Source organism: Bombella sp. ESL0385 (assembly GCF_009725755.1).
GTDB classification, from domain to species: domain Bacteria; phylum Pseudomonadota; class Alphaproteobacteria; order Acetobacterales; family Acetobacteraceae; genus Bombella; species Bombella pollinis.
Map to the genome: position 1 here is coordinate 802,235 of NZ_WNIJ01000001.1, position 22,921 is coordinate 825,155.

Below are 22,921 nucleotides of genomic sequence, written 5' to 3' on the forward strand. Positions count from 1 at the left end.
TTTTGTGCGTTATGGGTTAAGAAACCCATTAATATCCTCCAACGCTTCAGCAAGAGGGAGCCTTTGGATGGGCACTCCCTCGGGGAAGGCGGAGAGTAAGCGGGAGGGCATGCGGCGGTCTAAAATAATGAACACCCCGCGGTCATCCGCACGGCGAATAAGCCGCCCAAAGGCTTGTTGTAGGCGCATCCGGGTGATGAGGTCGTCATAATCACCAGGCCTGCCGCCGGAGAGATGGCGGCGGCGTTCACGGTGGAGGATATCGGGCCGTGGCCAAGGGGTGCGCTCTAACACGACCATACGCAGGGCCTCACCGGGGACATCCACGCCATCGCGCATCGCATCTGTGCCGAGTAAGCAGCTATTGGTCTCGGTGCGGAAAACATCCACCAAGGTGGCGTTATTCATCGCATCAATATGCTGGGCATAGAGGGGGATATGGTTCATCCCCAAAGGTTCATGAATACGGCGATGAACCTCTTTAAGCCGATTAATGGCGGTAAATAACCCTAACGCGCCGCCATGAGCAACTTCAAAAAGGGCTTGGAAGGCTTGCGCCTGCGCGGCAGGGCCTTTGGCGAGGTCGGTAATGATGTAAGCGCGGGTTTGATGGGCGTAATCAAAGGGACTCATTAAAGAAGCCCGCATAGGCGGCTTGAGGAAATGCGTCGTCCCTAGCCGCCTTTCAGCGCGTTCCCAGCCGTCTTTTTCATCATCATCAGCTTTGCGGTCCCGCAATGTTGCGGAGGTAATAAGCAGCCCGTGGGTGGTGCTTTGCAGTGTGCTGGCAAAGGGGATAGTAGGGTCTAACCAATGGCGGTTGAGGGCAATATTATGCCCCTCTTGCCCAAAGCGTGCCGTGGGTAAGAGTTCGCGATGGATGAAGTCCACAAAGGTGGGGAGTGTTGGGCTGAGGGGAGAGCTTGCAAGGATAGAGCGCAACATACTAATCCACCCCTGCAAACGGGAGAGGGCACGGCGGTAGAGGCTGCGTATTGCGCCTTCCACCCGTTGTTGAAAAGCGGTGTCGAGCTCCTCTTGGTCTTCCAACGCCTCACGAAGAATACGCAGGATGTCATCAAGTGGGGTGACAATCGCTTGCAGAGCAGTAAGGAGGGCCTCGGTTTGGTCTTTCAGAGTCGGGGGAATAGGGTGGAGGTCACATTCTTGCCGTGCATAGGCTCCATGCTCGCCTCGTGTTTGTAGGCTGATTTCTGCCAAGCGGGCATCAAGATGGGTATCAAGAGATTGAAGAAAAGCCTCTGCTGGTTGTTGTGCTGCGGCATCATCTAGGTTGGCTTCATGCTCGGCTTCCATAATAGGAGCATTGAGGCGGTTTTGCCGTGCCTCATGGATCCGGTCGCTCCAACCGGGGCGGGGTAAGCCTTGCTGCGTGGCATAGACCAGTTTTTGGAAGGGGTCTTTTAGGGCAGGGAGAGCCTCTATGAGGTCCTCCATCCGGCGTAATAAGCCGCGTGCGCGAGAGCGGCTCCCTTCCGCACCGAGAATCCAACGCCGTAGCTCTGCGGTTTCTAACCCGGAGAAGGTGAGGGAGAAGGCACTATCGGCAGCATCGGGGATGTGATGGCCTTCATCAAATACATAACGGGAGGGGATGCCGTTTTCATCGGGCAAATTGCCGGGGGCAAGCTCTTGGGGGAGGAGGGCGTTCCATGCCGCTTGGGAGAGGACGAGCGCATGATTAGCGATGACGAATTGGGCATGATGGGCACGGCGTATGCCATGCTCGATAAAGCAGCTTTGATAATGTGGGCAGGCCGAATGGATGCATTCACCGCGCCGGTCTGCCAGCGTATTTAATAAGCCACGTTGAAATAGCTCCCCAAACCAGCCGGGGAGGTCGCCCCCCATGAGGTCACCATCCTGCGTATGCTCAGCCCAAAGGGCGAGAAAGATAAGTGGGATAAGGCCATGTTGCTCATGCGGGGGGCGGTTAAGCCACGCATTTGTGAGGTCTTCCAAGTTTAAAAGGCAAAGATAATTCTCACGTCCTTTACGGATGACGGCTTGCTCCCGCCGCTCTATTGGGTCGGGATAGAGGCGGGTGAGTTCTTGCTCAATTTGGCGTTGTAGATGGCGTGTATAGGTGCTGACCCATACCGCCCCATCGTTCTTTTCCGCCCATAAGCTGGCTGGGGCGATATAGCCCATCGTTTTGCCTGTGCCTGTTCCAGCCTCGGCCAACATGATGTTGGGGGCGTTGGCAATATCGCGTGGGGCAAAAGCATAGCTGGCAGCAGAGGCAAAATCCGCTTGGCCGGGCCGTGGCTCTGCCGTGTGACCGAGCAAGGTGGCGAGGCGTTTGCGGGCCTCTTGCGGGTCCACCGGTTGGCTAGCGGCTTGGGGGCGAGGCGCGCGCTCCTCCCATTGGGGGAGACGTTTCCATATTTTCAGCGCATCAATCTCTTGCGCGCGGTTGGGGGGTGTTGTGTCAGGCGATGGCGGAAGGGCCTGCGTGACGATGTCATGCCAGCTCCACCCTGCTTGCTTTAGGGAGGGAAGAAGGAGGCGAATTGTGGCAAGGTGATGAGGTGGACGCGCGGGGAGGTCATCAAGCAGCTTCTGCGCGATTTCATAAAGGCTATCAGCTTGGAGGGGCTGTGTATTCTCGGGGGCGATGAGGCCAAGCTCTAAGGCGAGGCCACGGGCGGTAGGGGTAACATTACGCGCAGGATGAATGAGAAGGAAAAGCTCCAGCAGGTCTAACCACGGGGCTGGTGGGGGTTCTGGCGGGAGGTCCAACAGGCGTAGCGTGGCCGGGCCGTGGATGAGCAAAGGCGGGGGAAGCTGGTGTAATGTGCTGCGCAGCTCCTCTAACGGTAAGTCCAGCATTTCCCCATCAGGTGTGATGAGGGAGGATAAGCCATGGCGGGCAATGAGAGCCGGGGCATCAAAAAAGGAGTGAAAAAGGCTGGGCATTGCTGCTACCATACACGCGAATGGTCTTTTCTGCGAGAGAGAAGACATGCCTCCCTCGCATTAGGATACTTGACCCGTAGAGTGTGGCTTCATAATTACCGTGGGATTATGACAAAACATTCACCGTCTTCTCAGACTGATTCGTCCCTTCCCAAGCTCTGGCCGTTTGAGGAAGCCCGCAAGCTCGCCGCCCGAGTGGCAGAGAGGGACCCTAGCAAACCGGTCTTGATGGAGACAGGTTACGGCCCCTCTGGTCTGCCGCATATTGGCACATTTGGCGAGGTAGCGCGGACAACATGGGTCCGTCAGGCATTTGAGGAGCTTACAGGCCGTAAGACCCGGCTCTTGGCGTTCTCTGATGATATGGACGCTTTGCGTAAAGTGCCGGGCAATGTGCCACAACAAGAGATGTTGGCAGAGCATCTCGGCTTGCCCCTCTCACGTATTCCTGATCCTTTTGGTACGCATGAAAGCTTTGCGGCCCATAATAATGCTCGCTTGCGTCAGTTTTTAGATGCCTTTGGCTTTGATTACGAATTCGCCTCAGCCACTGATTATTACACCTCTGGCATTTTCGATGCGGCTTTGAAGCGTGTTCTGGAGGAGCATGATCGCATTATTGAGGTCATCGCCCCTACATTGGGGAAGGAACGCCGCGCGACTTATTCCCCCGTGCTGCCCATCCATCCAGAGACGGGCCGTGTCATGCAGGTGCCTATCATCAGTGTGGATCCTGATGCTGGTACAGTGGCTTGGAAGGATGAGGGTGGCAAGAGCTTTGAGACCTCTGTGTATGGCGGCCAGGCCAAAATGCAATGGAAGGCGGATTGGGCCATGCGCTGGTACGCCTTAGGGGTCGATTACGAGATGTCCGGTAAGGACCTCATCGATAGTGTGAAGCTTTCCTCCAAAATCTGCCGTATTTTGGGGAAAGAGCCGCCGCTAAATCTGACCTATGAGCTGTTCCTTGATGCTCATGGGCAGAAGATTAGTAAGTCCAAAGGTAATGGCCTCTCGGTAGAGGAGTGGCTGCGCTATGGCCCGGCGGAAAGTTTGGCGCATTATATGTTCCAGCAACCTACGCGGGCGAAGCGGCTTTACACCGATATGATTCCGCGTGCTACGGATGAATATTTGGCCCTTGTGCAAAAGGGCGAGCAGCAAACAGCGGAGGAGTTCCGCTCTAATCCGGTTTGGTTTGTGCATGATGGGACGTTACGCCCGCAAGATACCAGCCCGGTTTCCTTCACAGCTCTGTTGAATCTGGCTAGTGTGGCGAATGCGCGGGAGGTGGAGACCTTGTGGAAGTTCCTGCGCCGTTATGATGCGTCTCTCTCGCCAGAGACACATCCTTATGTGGCGCGGTTGGTGCAACATGCGTTGGATTATTTTAATGAACGCGTCCGCCCGACAAAGGTCTTCCGTGCCCCAACGGAGACAGAGCGCAAAGCGTTGGAGGACCTTGCCGCCACGCTAAAGACTGTACCCGAGACGGCCAGCCCGGATGATGTGCAAAATGTCGTCTTTGAAGTAGGTAAGCGGTATTTTGCCAAGCCAGAGCTGCGGTCATGGTTCGGTTGTTTATATGAGGTCCTACTGGGCCAGAAGGAAGGGCCGCGCTTTGGGATTTTTGCAGCACTCTTTGGGCTGAAAGAAACCATTGCTTTGATTGATGAAGCTCTAGCGCACCCTGTAGATGCCCATGCTGGAGAGGCTGAAGGCTAAGATGGCCGAGCATGCCGGTACGCCGCAGGAGGAGCCTGCCCAAACGCCATGCTCTGTAAAGGGTAAATGGTTAAGGCGGTTGCTTACTCGGTTGCCTGCATTGGTCGGGCTGGTGTTGTTGGTCGCTGCCATTATTGTGATGTGGCGTGAGGTGCAGCATCTTTCCTTCCCCCAAATTATTGGGGGATTACGGGCTATCCCCGCTCTGAGTTTGTGGGAGGGGGCGGGGGCTACTTTGCTCTCTTATGGGATTTTATCGTTTTACGATGGTCTTGCATGTCGCCATGTGGGGGCGGGTGTCTCGTGGGGGCGTTCGGCCTTTGTGGCGTTTTGCTCCTATGTGTTGTCTCATAATCTAGGCTGTGCTGCGATATCAGGCACGGCGGTGCGCTATAGGCTGTACCGAAATTGGGGCGTCTCGGGGCGGAAGATTGCCTCCATCGTCGCGTTTTGTTCAATTACATATTGGCTGGGGATGATTGGCTTAGTTGGGGTTATTTTGCTCACTCAGCCGGGCATTATCCCTTATATTCGCACGATGCCGCTTTGGGTGCCTAAGCTTGCCGGGGGTGGTTGCTTTGCTGTTTTGCTGGCTTATGTACTCATCCCATGTTGGAAGCGTGAGATAACGCTTTATAAATGGACTTTGCCGCTCCCTACATGGCGTATCGGGCTGGGGCAGATTCTTGCGAGTATGGCCGATATGTCCGCCACGGCTTTGATCGCCTGGTGCGTGATGGGTCCTTTGCCTGCGGGATGTAACCTAACCTTTGGCGGGTTCCTCGCGATTTATATCGGGGCTTATACAGCGGGGCTTTTGGCCAATGTTCCCGGGGGCCTCGGTGTGTTTGATAGCACCATGATGCTGGCTCTCTCCCCGTGGTTTTCCATCCCTCATATTATGAGCGGCATCCTCGTTTTTCGCCTATTTTACTACATTATCCCCTTACTTGTGGCTGGGCTGATGTTCGCAGGGCATGAGTTAATGGTACGCGGGGCTCCCTTCCTAGCGCGCTTTGGTCGTGTGGTTGAGGCCAGCCAAGCGTTGCGTACGTCTGAGGGGGACTTCTCCACCATCGTGGCAACGAGTAGCCAAGCCGTGTTGGGCGTGGCGTTGGTGCTGTATGGGCTGCTTACGCCTCTCCCTGCGTTTCGTTCCTCTCTAGAAGGGGATGTGATGCAAGCTGCGGCCTTTCTTCTGGTGGTCGCTGGGGTGGTGTTGATCGCCCTCTCCACAGGGCTTTCGCGCCGGGTTGCACTGGCATGGCGGCTCTCGGTGATTATGTTGAGCAGCACGGTGGGGATTTTAATGTTACGGCAAGCCCATTGGGCCGTGTTTGTTGTGGTGATGGCTATGTTAGTAACGTTAATCCCGTTTCGGAAGGCCTATTATCGGCAGGCTTATTGGCGGGTAGAGCCATGTTCTCCCTTTATTCTTGCCCCTTTATCCTTATGGCTTTGCGGTTTGGCAGGGGTGAGGTGGATTGCACGTCAGCATCATTTAGGGCCGATTTGGTGGCGGGCAATGGTTTATGATGCCCATACAGCCATAGGCCGCTGGGTTTTGGGTGGCTCGGCTTTATGTTGCTTATTAGGGTTCGGCTTAGCCCTCCGGCGGGCACGTTTGCATGTGCAACCATGGACCCTGACGATGAGGATTCGTTATGCCTGTTTGCAAGATGCGCGATCGGCTCTCCCCATACCGCAGAGCCGTGGTTTAATGCCGGAGGGCATTGTCGCTGATGCAACCGGTACCGCGGCTTGTGCGGTGATGCGTTTAAGCCCTTTTCTGTTCTCAGAGCCTATTTTGCTATGCCTTGGGGGAGCAGTAGGGGCCCCTAAACAGCGGGCCGGAGCGATTTGGCGATTGCGCGATTATGCGGTGCAGGAAGGATGCCGCTTAGCTATTTTCCAATACGGCGCACGGCAGGCAGAGATTTACCGCTCTATTGGCTTAGAGGCGTTCTCTTTAGAGGCAGAAGATGGGTGGTTTTTGCTCTGTCGGGTAGAGGATTATCTAGCTTTACGGAAAGTCATCGGGCTTTGGGGATGAACCGAGCGCATCATCAAGGAGAAGGCTGGGGATAGCGGGATATTGTTCCAAAAGTTGAAAATGGTCCTCGCCGTGAGAATGGAGATATTCTAGGAGCATGAGGTGATCAACCATCATGGGTGAACTGTGAAAGAGGTTATGACGTTGCACCCATGTCATAAGGTCGGTTGGGGCAGCGGGGTCGAGCCGTGCAATGGTCATTGTGGGGATGAAGGGGCGGCGCGATGCTGTAAAACCAGCACGTCTTAGTAAGGTTGAGAGCTTCTTTTGGAAGGTAATGAGTGCTTGCTTAGGCGTTATCCCAACGCTGAGCGTATCTTCAACCTCCCCTAAATGATGGCTGACCTCCTGCAATGTGATGGAAAAAGGCTCCCAGTGGAAATGGGAGAGCGTGGCATCTAGCTCCTCTAAAGCATGGCGTGCGGTGATTCGGCCTAAAGTGTAGAGAGGAATCATACAATGTGCAGGCGGGAGCCAGCGTACCTCATTTAAACTATCACGCAGCACGTTAAGTTCGTCTTGCATGGTAGCGGAGAGGGGGAGAGCGAGGAGGAAAGACATAGGGGGAGTGTAGTTCATCTTGACTTCAGCAGGAAAGACCCCACATTTTGCATAGGTTGGGGATGATGTATCCCTTTAGACTTATAGTTTAATTCCGGAACAGTGGGTATCATGGCTTTTTATTCCGATTTTGACTCCTCACGGGGATACTCGGCCGCTGCAGCGTTTGATGCTGGTTTGCGCGCTTATATGGTGCGCGTTTATAACTGGATGGCATTCGCTCTGTTTCTAACAGCCGTTACGGCTTATGCCGTGGTTCATACCTCTCTGCGGACGTTGTTTTTCCACGTGGTGCAGCGGGGGGACGAGTTTGTATTGGCCCCAACGGGCTTAGGTATGGTGGGGGTTTTCGCGCCGCTCGCTTTTGTTCTTGTGCTGTCATTTGGGGTTAATCGTCTCTCCCGCTCAACTGCGCAGATGCTTTTTGTGCTCTATAGTGTTGTTATGGGCATTAGCATGGCCTCTATATTGATGGCCTATACTGGGGCTTCAGTTGTGCGGACCTTCTTTATTACGGCATCGCTTTATGGTGTGATGTCCTTATGGGGCTATGTCACGAAGCGCTCTCTAATGGGGATGGGCTCTTTCTTAATGATGGGCCTGATTGGTCTTGTTATTGCCTCTCTTGTGGCGCTGTTTATCCCCTCACAAGGGATGACAACGGTAATCTCCTTCATCGGAGTGCTGATTTTTGTAGGGTTTACGGCTTACGATACCCAGCGCATTAAATTTTCTTATCAGAGTTACGCCTCGGCTTTGCCAGCTGAAGCATTGGGGAAGATGAGCGTGTATGATGCGCTCTTTATGTACCTAAATTTTGTTAATCTTTTTCAGTTTCTTCTTCAATTTACTGGGACGAGATCAGGTGGCCGTGACTGACTTTAGAAGAGTCGGAACATTGCATAAAATAAGAAAGGGGCCAGAGCTGCCCCTTTTTTGTTGCGATTTTTTGCGATTAGGAGGATAATGAGAAATTAAAATACGTAGACTCTATTTTGTAATCTCATTGTGATGACATATAAGGAATGGCGGCTAACTGGTCTTTTTTGTAAGAAAGACCAAGGGGGTCTCTTTTTTTGTTGAAATTGACCCCTTGTAATCTGGGCCATTCCAGATGATTAAAAGTGGCGACACTGGGGCGTTTGTACGTCCTATATTTCATTAAGTACGGGGGGAGGTGTTCCCCCTCGTTGTCAGGATACGAACGGGAAAGGCACATATAAGATGACGACGTTCGATAGCAGTTGTGCTGTCCTGACTGTGTCAGAAAGTGTTCTGACCCCTTTTGTGGCAGAATAACAGATAGAGGCAGGATCCATGAAAAGACTCTGGCGATTTTTCCCGGCGTTGCCTGCATTGATGCTGTCGGGCTGTACGGTTGATCTTCTTCAACCCGCAGGTCCGATCGGGGAAGGTAATCGCGACATGATGGTGCTTGAATGGGCCGTCATGATGTGCGTTGTGGTTCCAGTAATTATTGCGACCCTCATATTTGCGTGGAAGTACCGGGCATCTAATGAGAAGGCCGAATATTTGCGGAACTGGTCACATTCAAACAAGATTGAGGTATTTATCTGGGGTGTACCCATCCTCATCATTCTTGTTCTGAGTGGCTTTAACTATTGGAGCACGCATTATTACGACCCGTATAAGCCTATCTCTAAAGAGATGCTGGCTAAAGTTGGTGCGCCAAATGCAAAACCGCTCCGTGTGGAAGTGGTCTCTCTGGACTGGAAATGGTTGTTTATTTACCCAGATCTCGGGATTGCTACCATCAATGAGCTTGATGTTCCCACAAAGACTCCTCTGGATTTCCGGATTACGTCTGATAGTGTGATGACATCCTTCTTCATCCCTCAGCTTGGGTCTCAGATCTACAGCATGGCAGGTATGGAGACGCAGCTCCACCTATTAGCAAGCCGTCCGGGTAACTATCAGGGTGAGGCCGCTCAATATACAGGGCCGGGCTTCTCTGATATGCGCTTCCGCACGATTGCTATGCCCCAAGAGCAGTTTGAGGCATGGGTGCAGAGCGTCCATAACACTGAAAATCCGTTCGTAGCTAAAGAGGCACTGGACGCACAAACTTACCCGAAATATCAGGCCCCGCCGGCTGTCTCTAACGAGGTAGCACCAAAACCGGCTCCGGTTCTGTATTTCTCTAACGTGCAGTCCGGCTTGTTTGAGAGCATTGTTGCGAAATACAATGTTGGCAACAATGCCCACGGGAAAGATAGCAAGCCTATGGGTGATATGCCTATGGATACGCATTCTGACTCTCAGATGGCTGCGCCTTCTAATACCGGCATGTGAGGACTAATCTAAAGATGCTCGGAAAACTTACCCTTTCTGCCATACCGTATGATGTGCCGATTCTTGTCGGTACATTTATTGGTGTGGCTGTAATCGGGATTGCCGTGCTTGCGGCAGTCACTTACTTTAAAAAATGGGGTTATTTGTGGCGCGAGTGGTTAACCACCGTTGACCATAAGAAGCTTGCCGTTATGTACGTCATCCTCGGCCTTGTCATGCTTGTGCGTGGCTTTGCTGATGCGGTGATGATGCGTACGCAGCTTGCCCTTGCTTACGCTGGTAACCCCGGTTACCTGCCGCCGCACCATTATGACCAAGTCTTCTCCGCTCATGGCACGATCATGATTTTCTTCATGGCCATGGTGATTATGCAGGCTTTGTTCAACTTCGTGGTGCCGCTGCAAATTGGTGCGCGTGACGTTGCATTCCCGCTGATTAACTCAATCAGCTTCTATATGACGTTGGTCAGTGCTATCCTCATCAACATCTCCCTGTTTGTTGGTGAGTTCTCCAATGTTGGTTGGCTTGGCTACCCGCCAGTCTCCGAGTTGCAGTTTAACCCCGGTGTTGGTGTGGATTATTACATCTGGTCTGTGCAGATTTCCGGTATTGGGACGCTGCTTACCGCTGTAAACTTCATCACAACGATTGTTAAGCTCCGCGCCCCCGGCATGAAGTGGATGCATATGCCTGTCTTTACATGGACGGCATTCTTCTCCTGCATCATGATCCTGACGACCTTCCCGGTTCTGACGGTCTCCATGGCGTTGCTAGCACTGGATCGTTACGTTGGGATGCACTTCTTCACCAATGATGGTGGTGGTAGCGTTATGCTCTACCTGAACTTGATTTGGTCTTGGGGTCACCCAGAGGTTTACATCCTCATCCTGCCTGCTTTTGGTGTCTTCTCCGAAATCGCAGCAACCTTCTCCGGCAAGCCGCTCTTTGGTTATGCCACGATGGTTATTGCAACGGGTATCATCACCTTCTTAGGCAGCATTGTGTGGGTGCATCACTTCTTCACAATGGGTGCTGGGGCAGATGTGAACACCTTCTTCGGTATTATGACGATGTTCATCGCCGTGCCGACAGGTGTGAAAATCTTCAACTGGCTCTTTACCATGTATAAGGGGCGTGTCCGCTTTGAAGGCCCGATGAACTGGATTGTCGGCTTCATGATCACCTTCTCCATCGGTGGTATGACCGGTGTGATGATGGCGATGCCTGCAGCGGACTGGGTGATTCATAACTCCCTCTTTTTGGTGGCGCACTTCCATAACGTGATTATCGGTGGTGTGTTCTTTGGTTATGTTGCTGGTCTGAGCTACTGGTTCCCGAAGGTCTTCGGCTTTAAGATGCGCGATGTTTGGGGGAAATGGGCGTTCCGTTTCTGGTTCGTTGGTTTCTACGTCTCCTTCATGCCGCTCTATGTCGTTGGTCTGGAGGGTATGACCCGCCGTATGAACCATTATGACAACCCTAATTGGCATCCTTGGTTGCTGGTGGCTTGTGTTGGTGTGTTCATTTTGGCGGCTGGTGTGGCATGTCAGGTCATCCAATTTGTTCTCGCAGCGTTTGATGCGGTGAATAAAAAGCCTGATGCGCTAGACCTAACAGGCGATAACTGGGGCTCTGGCCGTACGCTGGAGTGGTCTTTGCCTTCCCCTGTACCGCATTATAACTTTGCTCGTTTGCCGGTCGTTCGCGGTTTGGATACATTCCATATCGAGAAGGAGCTGGGTCGCCCAGCACCATTGGCTGAGCTAGAGCCTATCCATATGCCAAAATACTCTGCCGTTGGTCCTGTCCTCGGGGCTTGCGCGCTGGTGATTGGCTTCGCCCTTGTCTGGCATATTTGGTGGGCTGTGATTGCGGGGCTAGTGGTATCCTTCTTCACTGTGGTTCACCGTAGTGCGAATTTGGATATCGACTTCTACGTCCCTGTAGAGGAGATCCGCGCTGATGAAGAAGCTTTTGCCAAGCGGCTTGCCGCTGCTCAGGCAGCAGAGTAAAGGGAGGCGATGAAAACCATGTCTTACGACACAACTCACGCATCCGTTGCTCATAACGAGGAGCATGAGCATCATCAGCAGGAAACCACAATTTTTGGTTTCTGGGTCTATTTGATGACGGACTGCATCATTTTCGGCACGTTATTTGCCGTTTTTGCATCGCTCTGCCATCATTTTGCTGGTGGGCCAACGGGGAAAGAGCTGTTCGACATCAAGAATGTTGAGATCGAAACAGCTATCCTGTTGCTCTCCTCTATTACCTACGGCTTCGCGTCTATTAATGCGCATAAGAAGAACAAAGGTGCCGTGTTGGTTTGGCTGTTGCTGACCTTCATCCTCGGTGTCTCCTTTGTCACCCTTGAGATTAAAGAGTTCCATGAACTCGTAGCTCATGGGGCAGGGCCGGATAAATCCGCCTTCCTGTCTTCTTTCTTCACGTTGGTGGGGACGCACGGGCTGCATGTCACGATTGGCCTTATCTGGATGTTCATTTTGTTCTTCCAGGTTATGGGCAAGCAGGGGCTTAGCACTCGGATGCAAACAAAACTGACATGCTTGAGCTTGTTCTGGCATTTCCTTGATATTGTTTGGATTTGCGTCTTTTCCTTCGTCTACCTGGGGAGTGTTGTCTAATGAGCGAGAATCATACGACATCGCACGAAGGTGAGAGCCACGGCTCTTACGGCTCCTATATTGTTGGGTTTGTTCTTGCTGTTATCCTGACAGTGGCGTCTTTTGCCACTGTCTTGAGCAAGGCCTTCGCCTTCTGGCAGACGATTGCCATTCTTGCTGTGTTGGCGACAGTTCAGGTTGTTGTGCATCTGGTCTTCTTCCTCCATATGGGGACGAAGAGCTTGTCTCAGCGTCAGAATCTTGCTGCCTTCATCATCACAGTGTTGATGGTTGCAGTGGTGATTGCGGGTTATCTGTTTGTCCTTTGGGATGCCCAGATGAATATGATGCCCGGCTGATACGCCGTTTCATCTTTCAAGATGAGAAAAAGCCGGTGGGGGCCAACTCCACCGGCTTTTTATGTCTGGATGATTAGCGTAAGAAAAACCCCCGGAGAGTTCAGCTCATCCGAGGGTTTATTATAGGGCGATAAGAGGGGGGGTTAGTCCTTATGAGGCTCCTCAGAGAGCATCTCCCGCTTACCTTCTTTACCGTTCCATTCTTCACGGTCAGCCGGTGGGGTCCCTTTTTGGGTTATGTTAGGCCAAATTGTGGAATATTTGGCGTTAATCTCCATCCAGTCCGCAGAGCGTTCATCACTATCTGGGAAGATGGCTTCTGCGGGGCATTCAGGTTCACATACGCCGCAATCGATACATTCATCAGGATTGATGACAAGAAAGTTCTCACCCGCGTAGAAGCAGTCAACAGGGCAGACTTCCACACAATCCATAAACTTGCAGCGCACGCAGTTTTCTGTGACCACATAGGTCATGATTGCCGTCTCCGGTTTGGTGTTACAGGCCAGCCGAACGGCCCCTTTTAAAGATTCCTGCACTGATATGCCGAATGATGGGGGGCTTTTGCAAGTCTATTGTCAGGAATTACCGCTCTTTTCCTCAAGTTCTTCATAGAGAAGGGCGGCTTCTTTAGCGGGGCCGCGCCGCTCGCCAAGCTGTATAACGCGCCAAATACAGACTTTTTCGTCCCAGTGGGGGGAGGCAAAACTCACAATATCGCCAATATGGAGGTGTGCGTGGGTTTTATGCGTCCTTTGGCCATTAATGCGGACACGCCCCTTGCGGATGAAGGCAGCACAAAGGCCGCGCGTTTTGGCAAGCCGCGTGTAATAAAGCCAGAGGTCTAGCCGTTGATGTGGCTCTGTACTCATGAGGAGGGGCGTATAGCCCAGTTCTGGAGGGCAGCAAAGGGGGAGTCGGCCACGGCGCGTTGGGGTTTGCGGGTCTTTTTTGTACGTGTTGGGGCTGTTTTATGTTTATGCGGGCGTCCTAGAATAATGAGGGGCGCAGCAGGCCCATAGCGTGTTTCCTCTAAAGGTTGTGGAGGATGGTGGGCAATGCCCAGCCCTTTTAGGAGGGCGGGGAGGAGGGCGGATTTCACCCCAAGGGAGGAGGCGAGCGTGGGGGGAATGAGCTGGTTATGGCGGGGTGGCTTGCCATGAGGGCGAAGGAGACGCAAGAGCGCGTTTAATTTATCGAGTCGTATATGGACAGGGCCGGCATTCTGCCATCCGGGTGGTGGGGTGGGATAATCTGCGCTGGGTAGGCAGATAGACCCGGCATGAGGGATGCGATACTCCCGTCCATGCCAGATAGTATGAAGCAGGCTCATCATAGGGAGATAGGCTGGTTTAAACAGGCGTGGGCAGTAAATAAATTGCTCCCCAATCTGTACACCGTGATGATGGAGGAAGCGTTTTTCTTCGCGCGAGATTGCGCGGTCCTCCGGCAAGGTTGGTGTTGTGCCGCCATCTTTACGCAAACGATACGCCAAACCGCGTAATGAGGCCGTCTTTTGGAGGTGCGCTTCCATCTGAAAGAAGGGGGCAAGTGTTTTGCGCAGCAGTGCGTTGATGAGCGTATGAAGATGTTCCTGCACTTGGCGGCTCTGATATGTATCGCGAAACTCCCCCGGTAGAAGCTGGCTATGGGGGTTAAAGAGGTCCTCGCCACGGGTCAGGCTGGCGATATGCGCGCCTTCCCAATGGATATGCCCAGCCTCTGTGATGTGCAGGGCGGTCATCTCTTGTTGGAGGAAGTAGCGTATCCGCGCGGGCATTGCGTGGTGGAGGGCGCGTTTGCCTGCTTTGAGGAGCAATGCACTCTCTTGAGGGTCCGCCGTGGCGTCCAGATTCATACCAAAACCGGTGATACGGCCAATTTCATGGCCTTCCACAAGGATGCGATTTTGGGGCGTTATGGCATAGAGGGCCTCAACACGTTGCCCGGTGTCCGAGCGGCGGAGCAGGGCCGTGGCACGTTTATTGACAAAACGTTCTTTCAGCCTCTCATGTAATGTATCAGAGAGACGGTCCTCCACTGTGCGGCAGCGTTCTTGCCAATGGCGGCTTTGGGGCATCCAGCCTGTCCGAGCGGCGATGTAAGCGCAGACACGCACACCAGAGAGCCTGTGCATGAGCGTATCCATATCGCCATCCAGCCGGTCAAGCCCGCGTAATTGGCCTTCCATCCACGCAGGGGGGATGCGGTGATGCTTTAAGAGGTCGAGAAATAAACGGCCACAAAGGCGAGTATGGCTACCATCACCAAGCTTGCGGAAGTCCGGTATCTGGCAGACTTCCCATAGGAGAGTTGTGGCCTTTGTACCGCGTGCAGCAGCGCGAATATCCTCCATCTGCATCAAGCCGGTGAGGACATCAAGGTCCGAAGCTGTGCGCCCGGTGATGAGGCCGGGGCGTGGGGGTTTACGCATCAAGCTGTGATACAGCGTTTCAGGAGAGCTATAATCTAGGGCCGTTTGCCGCCAATAAAGGGCGTGTAATGGCTCAAACTTATGGTCCTCCACAGCCTTGATGAGCTCTTGGCTCATAGGGGGGCAAGAGCCTGTGGTGCCGAAGGTGCCATCATGCATCCCACGGCCTGCTCGCCCGGTGATTTGAGCCACCTCTTGCGGGGTTAGAGCGCGGGAGGCAAGGCCATCAAACTTATGCAAGGCTGCAAGGGCAACATGGTCCACATCCATATTCAGCCCCATCCCGATGGCATCAGTCGCTACGAGATAATCAACATCGCGATTTTGATAGAGGGCGACTTGGGCATTGCGTGTTCTAGGGCTGAGGCGGCCCATAATAATCGCACAGCCCCCGCGCTTTTGGCGGATGGCCTCGGCAATGGCGTAAACCTCCGTGGCGGAGAAAGCCACAATGGCAGAGCGTGGAGGTAAGCGTGTGAGATTCACCGGCCCTATATTAGTAAGGTGGGAGAGACGGGCGCGGGTCTCAATCGTAATGGAGGGGATAAGCTGTTTGAGCAAGCCGCGAATGGTCTCCGCACCGAGGAAGAGCGTCTCTCCCGTCCCACGTGCATGGAGGAGGCGGTCGGTGAAAATATGCCCGCGATCAGGGTCCGCAGCGAGCTGGATTTCATCAATAGCGATGAAATCCACTTTGCGGTCCAGCGGCATTGCTTCCACTGTGCAAGAGAACCAACGTGCATGGGGAGGGATAATCTTTTCCTCCCCTGTGAGGAGGGCGACATGGCGTTCGCCTTTTAGTTTGACGAGCCGTTCGTAATTTTCGCGCGCAAGCAGGCGGAGGGGGAAGCCGATAATCCCACTCTGATGCGCCATCATACGGGTGAGGGCGTAATGGGTCTTACCGGTATTGGTTGGCCCTAAAATCGCATGAATAAGCCGTGGGGGCTGGCCCGCCGCAGGCATAAAGGAGGAAGAACGTGCTGTCATGGGTGGAATGATCTTGCGTGAATGCGATAAAAGCAAGACATTCTCTATAAGAGTTTTTTGGTGGAATGGTTTTTTATGTCTAATGCCCCTTTTTTGCCCCTGTGCGCCCCCTGTGATGGGGAGGAGACTTACCCGCTTCATATCGTAGAAGCGGGGGAGTCTGCTGCGCTTTCCGCTCTATTAGGGCGTGATGAGCCTTTTTTGCGCGCGCAAGGCTTTGAAGGACGTGCGGGGGATTTTACCCTTTTGCCGGGTAAGGAGGGGATTGCCGGGGCGGTATTTTGCATCAAGCCTACGGCAGGGCCTATGCCTTATGGGGCTTTGTCAGCAAAATTGCCAGAGGGGCGTTGGGTTCCGCAGTTTCATCCGCAGGCTCAGGGGCAAGACACAAAGGCGGCTTTGGAGGAGCTCATTCTTGGCTTCTGCTTAGGGGCGTATCAGTATCATCTAAAGGGGGCTGCCCAACATACCCCCAAAGCGCAGCCTAAATTATGTATCGCCGCAGAATATGGGCGCGAGGCGCGTCTCCTTGCGCGGGCGGCGTGGCTGGGGCGTGACCTGATTAATAGCCCGGCGAATCTGATGGGCCCTGCGGAATTAGCGGCGGCAGCCCGTCACATGCTGGAGGAACGTGGGGCCTGTGTTGAGCTGATAGAAGGGGAGGCATTAAGACAAGCGTACCCATGCCTTGCCGCTGTGGGGGCGGGCTCGGACCGGGAGGCTGTTGTGGTGGTCGGGCAAAAACCCGGGCGGAGCAAAGCAGCCCCGCGCCTCTCTTTAGTGGGTAAAGGCGTATGTTTTGATACAGGCGGTTATGACCTCAAGCCCGGCTCCTCCATGGCGAAGATGAAGAAGGATATGGGTGGAGCGACATTGATGCTCGCCCTGGCCTGCGCGATTATGGAGGCGGAGCTAGATGTCGCTTTGGAGATTCGCCTTGGTTGTGTGGAGAACAGTATCTCCGGCCATGCGATGCGGCCGGGGGATGTGTTGACCACGCGGAAAGGGCTGCGGGTAGAGGTCGGCAATACGGATGCAGAAGGGCGTTTGGTTCTAGCTGACCTCTTGACAGAGGCCGCAGAGAGCCAGCCGGACCTTATCATAGATGCCGCAACGCTTACCGGGGCTGCGCGTGTGGCTTTGGGGCCAGATTTACCCGCCCTTTTTAGTAATGATGATGCATTAGCGGCGCATATTCTTGCCGCTGGGCGTCATGCGCATGACCCGCTTTGGCAGCTCCCATTATGGGCTGATTATGATGAATGGATGGATAGCCCCATTGCTGATTGTAACAATCTTTCCTCTCGGCCTATGGCCGGGGCGATTACAGCGGCGTTATTCCTCCAACGCTTCGTCCCAGAGGGGCAGAGATGGGCGCATATTGATACTTATGGATGGAATGATAACGCACGCCCCGGCCGGCCTATGGGGGGTGAGGTGCTAGCTTTAAGGGCGTTGTTCCGTGCGGTTTCGGAAGGTTTCTAAAAAGTAATGATTCGTTATAGCGTGTATAACTAGCTGTTTTTATTCATTTTTAATGAGGTTTGTCTTTAGGAATAGCAGCCCTGCGTTGGGCGTGGTTGTTATTTCGATACATAAGCGTCACAAATTAGAATAGGACTAAGTAGAAATCGCAAATATGATGTATCCCACCGGCCAGCGGGGAGGGCGTATATGCGCTAACTGGCAGAGGGTAAGTCGCGTTGTAAAAGAGCGAAAGAGAGTTTTTATGAGTCGAAATGGCGATAACCGCATGTTGCAGCTTTTGCGCGATACGATTGTGTCCACCGTGCGCGGTGATGGGCCGGACCTTTCTGCGCGGCAATTATCTGTGTTTTTGAGCTGTTATTTGGATGATGGGGCTCATACCGTTCGGGGCTTAGCACAGTCTTTGAATGTCTCTAAACCCGCTATCACCCGTGCGTTGGACCGGTTGAGCGAGCTTGATTTAGCACGCCGTAAGGTGGACCCGTTGGACCGCCGCTCCATTCTTGTTCAGCGGACATTAAAAGGCTCGGCCTATCTGCGTGGGTTGCGGGATGTGATGGAGGAAGCTTGCGGGGATGAGATTATCCTCCGTAAAGCGGCTCGTCCGGCTGTAGCATCCTTCCAAGCGCGGCGGGCTGGGTAAGTATCTTGGTGGGAGTTGTTCCCTTTCTGGATCTTCCTGCCCAGCAGCGGCGTCTTGGCGCGGCGTTGCGGGAGCGGATGGAGCGGGTCTTAACCCATTGTTGTTTCGTAATGGGGCCGGAGATTGCAGAGCTTGAGGCGCGTTTGGCTCTTTATGGGGGGGCGCGTCATGCTGTGGCTGTCTCCTCCGGTACAGATGCGCTTTTAACCGTCCTCATGGCGGAGGGAATTGGGCCGGGGATGGCGGTGTTCCTACCTGCTTTTACATACACGGCCACGGCAGAGGTTGTTCTGTTATTAGGCGCGAAGCCGGTTTTTGTGGATGTGGAGGCGGATAGCTTCCAACTCTCTCTTGCCTCCTTGCAGGCGCGTGTTGCCGCGGTAAAGCAAGCGGGAGAGGTGGTGCCAAAGGCGATTATCGGGGTTGATTTATTTGGCCAACCTGCCCCGTGGGATGCGCTAAAGAGCTTTGCCACACAAGAGGGCCTAACCCTCATTGCGGATTGCGCTCAATCCTTTGGTGCGGCCTATAAGGGGCGGAAGTTGGGGCATGAGGCCATGGCTACGACTCTGTCTTTCTTCCCATCTAAGCCGCTAGGTTGTTATGGCGATGGCGGGGCTATCCTCACTGATGATGATGATAAGGCGGCTCTTTACCGCTCCCTGCGCAGCCATGGGGAGGGGCAACAACGCTATGAGGTGCAGCGCATTGGCCTTAATGCGCGGTTAGATAGCTTGCAAGCGGCGGTTCTCTTGAGCAAGTTGGATGTGTTTGAGGAGGAGCTGCAACGGCGTGAGGCTGTGGCACGCGCTTATGATGCAGGCTTGCCCTCTCTCATCACCTCACCTGCACGTGTGGCAGAAAGCCAGAGTGCATGGGCAGTCTATTGTGTGAAGCTACCCTCTCTATCTTTGCGTGAGTCTTTAAGGCAACATCTCACACAAGCGCAGATTGCAACGGCTATTTATTATCCCAAACCATTGCATCATCAGCCAGCCTATCAGGCGTGCCATGATGGGGTTCCTTTACCTGTGTCGGAATCGTTAGGAGAGTACGTCTTGGCTCTGCCAATCCATCCTGACCTTACCGATGAGGCCGTAGATTATGTGATAAGAGAGAGTCAAACATGGGCGAGAGAGCAGCATGAAGCAGAATGACGAATATCTTCTTATGTTTGCGGCGATTGTGATTATTCCTGTTGTGGTGATTTGGTATTTTGCGTGGCCTATTTTGCGCCCGTGGTCCCTCCCAACGGTTGTTCATGGCACGGTGGAGCAGGCTCAGCAGCAACGTAGCCTCACTGAGGATGAAGTAAAGGCGATGAATCTTTGGGTGCAACAGTATCGGACAGGCTGGGGGATCCCAGGTGAGGTACCCCCTAAGAATATGCCTGCGCTCGCTGTGTATCAGATGAGCAGTGCAGAGGGCCGCCTTGTCATTCTCTCCGCATGGCATTTTAAGCATGGGGATGATGTTGTGGGGATACAAACCCAACCGGGGGGCGCATATAGGATGCGCTCCTTCGACCGTGGGACCCTCCATTTGCCGGGCCTCCCTTAAAAAGGCGGTCTTGCTTTCCTCAGGTGGAGGGAGGCGGGGTGGTTTTATCTTTTTCCTTTTGTTTGGTCTCTTGTTTACTCGCGGCTGCTTTTTCTTGAGCGTTCTGAGCAACTTCTTTTGGGGTAAGCTCGTTCGTCTCTAATCGGGTTTTGGTGGCATCTTCCAGCGGGGGCATGGCTTTATCAAAGACAGCGAGGAGGGCTGCGGTGATGGGGGAAGCCAGCACGAGCCCCGGCACCCCAAGGATGGAGCCAAAAACGCTTTGGGAGAGGATGGCTAGTGCTGGGGGCATATGGACCGCACGCCGTTGGATGAGCGGGGCGAGGATATTGCCCTCACAAAACTGGATAACGCTATAGAGGATGGCCACGAATAAAACTTCATGCGTGCCAAGAGAGAGGCTGATGAGCAAGGCAGGCACTGCCCCTAAAATCGCGCCGATATAGGGGATGAAGTTGCACAACCCTGCGACAACGCCCAAAGCGAGGGCAAGGGGCATCCCGATGAGATATAGCCCAATACCGGAGAAAAGCCCTACGGCGAGCATGTCCAACGCTTGGCCTGCGGTCCATGCCCATAAGGTATTGCCTGCGCTATAGAGGAGCGTGCGTGTGGCTTCGCGTTGGTAAGGAGGGATGAGACGGAGGAAGCCGTTGATGTAAAGAGATGGTGAGACGGCAAAATAAAAGGCGGCGATTAAAACAACAAAAATCGTACCGATTAAACCAACCGCACTGCCGAGCAACCCGGTCACGGAGCCTGCAATCCCAAAGCCTAAACTGCTGAGGGAAGCTGTTTTATCATTCCCGCCAAGGGAGGTTGGCAGATGGTTTAAGACCATTTGGCCGAAAGTTGTTTGGGAGAGATGGGAGCGGAGATCGCTTGATTGCACAACGAGAGCATTTTTTAGGCTGATAAACTGCTCCCCCATAGAGGGGCCACTACTCCAAATAAGAGCGGCAAATAGCCCAATAATGCTAAAGGCTACGATGCTAATTGCGATTGTATAGGGGATGAAGGGTAAGCGGCGGCGGAGGATACGCGCAAGCCCATGCAAAACAATCGCCATCAATACCGCCGCAAAGAGGATGGCAAGGACTTCTCCCATCAACCAAACAGCCAGCATGATGAGAGAGAGACAAAGCGTTAGACGGATAATGCCATAAATGCGGTCTAACGCGGTGGTGGGTGTTTGCTGGGCTGCGGGAGTCGGCGGGCGGTTGAAGAAGAAAGGCATGCTGGGCGAGTCCTGCAACGGGCGGTGAGTTGGTGTGCTATAATGTGGGTTATTTAATGGTGGGTCAATTTGTGGCTTGCTCTAATTCGTCTTGGGCTTCTAGCCATTGTAGCTCGGTCTCCTCTTGTTTTTGGCGGACAAGGGCGAGGTCGCTATTTAATGTGGCGATGTCTCCAGCGTGGTTTGCTTGGTAAAGGGCAGGGTCTGCTAATTTTGCTTCAAGCTGTTCTTTGGCTTTTTCCAAGCGGGAGAGGCGGGTTTCCAGCTCCCGAATCTTACGGCGGAGGGGGGCAAGCTGGCGGGTTTGCTCTTTGCGTTGGGCACGTTGTTGGTTTTTATCAGGCGTTGTGGCGGCTTGTGCGCCGTGTGCAGCGGGGGAGGAGGCTTGTCGCGTTGCCTCTAAAGCGTGTTTAGCGCGGGCCTCTAGCCAGAGGCGGTAATCATTCATATCCCCGTCAAAAGGGGTGATGGTCCCGTTTGCGGCGATCCAAAGCTGGTCAGCTACGGATTCGACTAAATGACTATCATGGCTGATGAGGATGACGGCCCCTTCAAAAGCACTGAGAGCGCGGATGAGCGCATCGCGGGCATCGAGGTCTAAATGGTTGGTTGGCTCATCTAATATGAGTAGATGAGGGGCGTGACGTGTGGCAAGGGCGAGGAGGAGGCGGGCTTTCTCCCCACCAGAGAGATTGCGGACGGGTGTTTCGGCACGTTCAGCATCGAGCCCAAAACGGGCTAGTTGGGCACGCACTTGCGGGGGTGTGGCATCTTTTAACGTGCGGGCCATATGTTGGATGGGGGTTTCATCCACAATAAGCTCATCTGTTTGATGTTGGGCGAAATAACCAACCCGCAAGCGTGATGAAGGCTGAAATATCCCTCCCATAGGGGTGAGCTGACCGGCGAGTAATTTGGCGAAGGTTGATTTGCCATGCCCATTTTGCCCCAGTAGGGCGATGCGGTCCTCACTATCGAGCCGCAAAGAGAGATGGTGAAGAATTGTGCGCTCCCCATATCCGACAGAGACATCCTCTAATGTGAGCATGGGGGGTGGGAGCGCGCCGGGGTCGGGGAAGGTGAAATGGGTAGGGGTATCCTCCACGACTGAATCAATTTGTGGCAAGCGGGCGAGGGCTTTTAAGCGAGATTGCGCTTGTTTGGCTTTGGTCGCTTTGGCACGGAAGCGCGCCACAAAGGCTTCCATCTTTGCACGTTGGTCTGCCAGCTTTTCCGCTTGGCGATTTTGTTGGAGCTTCTGCTCGGTGCGGATTTGGACAAAACGCTCATAGCCGCCGGGGGTGAGGGAAAGCTTTTTTTGGTCTAAATGGGCAATGGCTTGCACGCTGTTATCTAGTAACGCACGGTCATGGCTGACAATTAACGCCGCACCGGGGAAGCGGCTTAGCCAATTTTCCAGCCATAATGTGGCTTCAATATCCAGATGGTTTGTTGGTTCATCAAGGAGTAGAAGGTCAGGGGCGAGGAATAAGGCACTGGCAAGGGCAACGCGCATCCGCCAACCACCGGAGAAGTCATTGACCGGGCGATGTTGGGCCTCTTGGTCAAAACCTAACCCGGCGAGGATTGTACTAGCACGCGCTGGGGCAGCATGGGCATCAATAGCGAGTAAGCGTTCATGCACATCAGCAAGGCGGGTAGGGTCGGTTGTGGTTTCGGCCTCGGTGAGGAGGCGGGTGCGTTCCTCATGGCTGTTAAGAACGGTCTCTAATAAGGACAGCTCGCCGGAAGGTGTTTCCTGCTTGACCCGCCCCATCGTGGCACGGCCAGAGAGGGTAATGCTGCCGCCATCTGGGGCGATGTCCCCGGCGATGGCCGCCAGCAGCGTGGACTTCCCCGCTCCATTATGGCCGATGAGCCCGATGCGTTTACCTGGCTCAATAGTGAGGGAGGCTTGCTCTAGCAGGGTACGGCCTGCGATGCGTAAGGTAAGGTCGGTGATGGAAAGCAGGCTCAACGCACACACTCAGCAG

Annotated in this window: 18 protein-coding genes; 11 read left to right on the top strand and 7 right to left on the bottom strand. The window is 53.8% G+C overall.

The annotated features are described in order from the left end of the window. Window positions 1-9: 9 nt before the first annotated feature. On the bottom strand, window positions 10-2,940 hold the full coding sequence (locus GM557_RS03675) for an ATP-dependent DNA helicase (protein ID WP_155573499.1): 2,931 nt from the start codon (window positions 2,938-2,940) through the stop codon (window positions 10-12). 108 nt (window positions 2,941-3,048) lie between these two features. On the opposite strand from GM557_RS03675, the gene GM557_RS03680 reads away from it, so the two are divergent. Together GM557_RS03680 and GM557_RS03685 are read left to right on the top strand one after the other, a co-directional pair. Continuing rightward, window positions 3,049-4,665 (top strand): lysine--tRNA ligase, encoded by a 1,617-nt coding sequence (locus GM557_RS03680; RefSeq protein WP_155572999.1) that lies wholly within the window; start codon window positions 3,049-3,051, stop codon window positions 4,663-4,665. 1 nt (window position 4,666) lies between these two features. Beyond that, a complete protein-coding gene (locus tag GM557_RS03685; protein ID WP_155573000.1) occupies window positions 4,667-6,718 on the top strand; it encodes a lysylphosphatidylglycerol synthase domain-containing protein in 2,052 nt (683 codons plus the stop codon). Here the strand turns inward: GM557_RS03685 and GM557_RS03690 are convergent. Further along, window positions 6,689-7,297: a 2'-5' RNA ligase family protein gene (locus tag GM557_RS03690; RefSeq protein ID WP_155573001.1), complete on the bottom strand. Its 609-nt coding sequence runs from the start codon at window positions 7,295-7,297 to the stop codon at window positions 6,689-6,691. The two genes, GM557_RS03685 and GM557_RS03690, sit on opposite strands and share 30 nt — an antisense overlap. A gap of 93 nt (window positions 7,298-7,390) precedes the next feature. Here GM557_RS03690 and GM557_RS03695 point away from each other — a divergent pair, with 93 nt between their 5' ends. From GM557_RS03695 to cyoD, 5 genes are all read left to right on the top strand, one after another. Further along, a complete protein-coding gene (locus tag GM557_RS03695; protein WP_155573002.1) occupies window positions 7,391-8,158 on the top strand; it encodes a Bax inhibitor-1/YccA family protein in 768 nt (255 codons plus the stop codon). 438 nt (window positions 8,159-8,596) lie between these two features. Continuing rightward, entirely contained in the window at window positions 8,597-9,592 is a 996-nt protein-coding gene (gene cyoA, locus GM557_RS03700) for a ubiquinol oxidase subunit II (protein ID WP_230880588.1), read from the top strand. A gap of 14 nt (window positions 9,593-9,606) precedes the next feature. Next, on the top strand, window positions 9,607-11,604 hold the full coding sequence (cyoB, locus tag GM557_RS03705; protein WP_155573003.1) for a cytochrome o ubiquinol oxidase subunit I: 1,998 nt from the start codon (window positions 9,607-9,609) through the stop codon (window positions 11,602-11,604). Window positions 11,605-11,622: 18 nt separating this feature from the next. Next, window positions 11,623-12,237 (top strand): cytochrome o ubiquinol oxidase subunit III, encoded by a 615-nt coding sequence (gene cyoC / locus GM557_RS03710; protein WP_155573004.1) that lies wholly within the window; start codon window positions 11,623-11,625, stop codon window positions 12,235-12,237. Continuing rightward, window positions 12,237-12,575, top strand: coding sequence for a cytochrome o ubiquinol oxidase subunit IV (cyoD, locus tag GM557_RS03715; RefSeq protein ID WP_155573005.1), 339 nt, complete (start codon window positions 12,237-12,239; stop codon window positions 12,573-12,575). The genes cyoC and cyoD overlap by 1 nt, the downstream gene beginning before the upstream one ends. Window positions 12,576-12,718: 143 nt before the next feature. Here cyoD and fdxA read toward each other — a convergent pair whose 3' ends face one another. The 3 genes from fdxA to GM557_RS03730 form a co-directional block, all read right to left on the bottom strand. Then, window positions 12,719-13,051 (bottom strand): ferredoxin FdxA, encoded by a 333-nt coding sequence (gene fdxA / locus GM557_RS03720; protein ID WP_155573006.1) that lies wholly within the window; start codon window positions 13,049-13,051, stop codon window positions 12,719-12,721. A 102-nt stretch (window positions 13,052-13,153) separates the two neighbouring features. Next, complete coding sequence (locus GM557_RS03725; protein WP_155573007.1) at window positions 13,154-13,447, bottom strand: RNA-binding S4 domain-containing protein; 294 nt, start codon at window positions 13,445-13,447, stop codon at window positions 13,154-13,156. After that, on the bottom strand, window positions 13,444-15,999 hold the full coding sequence (locus GM557_RS03730; RefSeq protein WP_230880589.1) for a helicase-related protein: 2,556 nt from the start codon (window positions 15,997-15,999) through the stop codon (window positions 13,444-13,446). Before GM557_RS03730 ends, GM557_RS03725 begins: the two co-directional genes overlap by 4 nt. 75 nt (window positions 16,000-16,074) lie before the next feature. Here GM557_RS03730 and GM557_RS03735 point away from each other — a divergent pair, with 75 nt between their 5' ends. The 4 genes from GM557_RS03735 (at window position 16,075) to GM557_RS03750 (ending at window position 19,690) form a co-directional block, all read left to right on the top strand. Continuing rightward, entirely contained in the window at window positions 16,075-17,484 is a 1,410-nt protein-coding gene (locus tag GM557_RS03735; protein WP_155573008.1) for a M17 family metallopeptidase, read from the top strand. A gap of 244 nt (window positions 17,485-17,728) precedes the next feature. Then, on the top strand, window positions 17,729-18,130 hold the full coding sequence (locus GM557_RS03740) for a MarR family transcriptional regulator (RefSeq protein WP_155573009.1): 402 nt from the start codon (window positions 17,729-17,731) through the stop codon (window positions 18,128-18,130). A gap of 5 nt (window positions 18,131-18,135) precedes the next feature. Next, a complete protein-coding gene (locus GM557_RS03745; RefSeq protein ID WP_230880590.1) occupies window positions 18,136-19,287 on the top strand; it encodes a DegT/DnrJ/EryC1/StrS aminotransferase family protein in 1,152 nt (383 codons plus the stop codon). Then, a complete protein-coding gene (locus tag GM557_RS03750; RefSeq protein ID WP_155573010.1) occupies window positions 19,274-19,690 on the top strand; it encodes a hypothetical protein in 417 nt (138 codons plus the stop codon). The genes GM557_RS03745 and GM557_RS03750 overlap by 14 nt, the downstream gene beginning before the upstream one ends. A gap of 19 nt (window positions 19,691-19,709) precedes the next feature. Here GM557_RS03750 and GM557_RS03755 read toward each other — a convergent pair whose 3' ends face one another. Together GM557_RS03755 and GM557_RS03760 are read right to left on the bottom strand one after the other, a co-directional pair. After that, window positions 19,710-20,927, bottom strand: coding sequence for an AI-2E family transporter (locus tag GM557_RS03755; RefSeq protein ID WP_155573011.1), 1,218 nt, complete (start codon window positions 20,925-20,927; stop codon window positions 19,710-19,712). A 64-nt stretch (window positions 20,928-20,991) separates the two neighbouring features. Then, complete coding sequence (locus tag GM557_RS03760; RefSeq protein ID WP_155573012.1) at window positions 20,992-22,905, bottom strand: ABC-F family ATP-binding cassette domain-containing protein; 1,914 nt, start codon at window positions 22,903-22,905, stop codon at window positions 20,992-20,994. Window positions 22,906-22,921 lie beyond the last annotated feature (16 nt).

Bases quoted from the DNA above. Each gene is read 5' to 3' on its own strand.
- GM557_RS03675 (WP_155573499.1), bottom strand. From the start codon at position 2,940: ATGCCCAGCCTTTTTCACTCCTTTTTTGATGCCCCGGCTCTCATTGCC.
- GM557_RS03680 (WP_155572999.1), top strand. From the start codon at position 3,049: ATGACAAAACATTCACCGTCTTCTCAGACTGATTCGTCCCTTCCCAAG.
- GM557_RS03685 (WP_155573000.1), top strand. From the start codon at position 4,667: ATGGCCGAGCATGCCGGTACGCCGCAGGAGGAGCCTGCCCAAACGCCA.
- GM557_RS03690 (WP_155573001.1), bottom strand. From the start codon at position 7,297: ATGAACTACACTCCCCCTATGTCTTTCCTCCTCGCTCTCCCCCTCTCC.
- GM557_RS03695 (WP_155573002.1), top strand. From the start codon at position 7,391: ATGGCTTTTTATTCCGATTTTGACTCCTCACGGGGATACTCGGCCGCT.
- cyoA (WP_230880588.1), top strand. From the start codon at position 8,597: ATGAAAAGACTCTGGCGATTTTTCCCGGCGTTGCCTGCATTGATGCTG.
- cyoB (WP_155573003.1), top strand. From the start codon at position 9,607: ATGCTCGGAAAACTTACCCTTTCTGCCATACCGTATGATGTGCCGATT.
- cyoC (WP_155573004.1), top strand. From the start codon at position 11,623: ATGTCTTACGACACAACTCACGCATCCGTTGCTCATAACGAGGAGCAT.
- cyoD (WP_155573005.1), top strand. From the start codon at position 12,237: ATGAGCGAGAATCATACGACATCGCACGAAGGTGAGAGCCACGGCTCT.
- fdxA (WP_155573006.1), bottom strand. From the start codon at position 13,051: ATGACCTATGTGGTCACAGAAAACTGCGTGCGCTGCAAGTTTATGGAT.
- GM557_RS03725 (WP_155573007.1), bottom strand. From the start codon at position 13,447: ATGAGTACAGAGCCACATCAACGGCTAGACCTCTGGCTTTATTACACG.
- GM557_RS03730 (WP_230880589.1), bottom strand. From the start codon at position 15,999: ATGACAGCACGTTCTTCCTCCTTTATGCCTGCGGCGGGCCAGCCCCCA.
- GM557_RS03735 (WP_155573008.1), top strand. From the start codon at position 16,075: ATGTCTAATGCCCCTTTTTTGCCCCTGTGCGCCCCCTGTGATGGGGAG.
- GM557_RS03740 (WP_155573009.1), top strand. From the start codon at position 17,729: ATGAGTCGAAATGGCGATAACCGCATGTTGCAGCTTTTGCGCGATACG.
- GM557_RS03750 (WP_155573010.1), top strand. From the start codon at position 19,274: ATGAAGCAGAATGACGAATATCTTCTTATGTTTGCGGCGATTGTGATT.
- GM557_RS03755 (WP_155573011.1), bottom strand. From the start codon at position 20,927: ATGCCTTTCTTCTTCAACCGCCCGCCGACTCCCGCAGCCCAGCAAACA.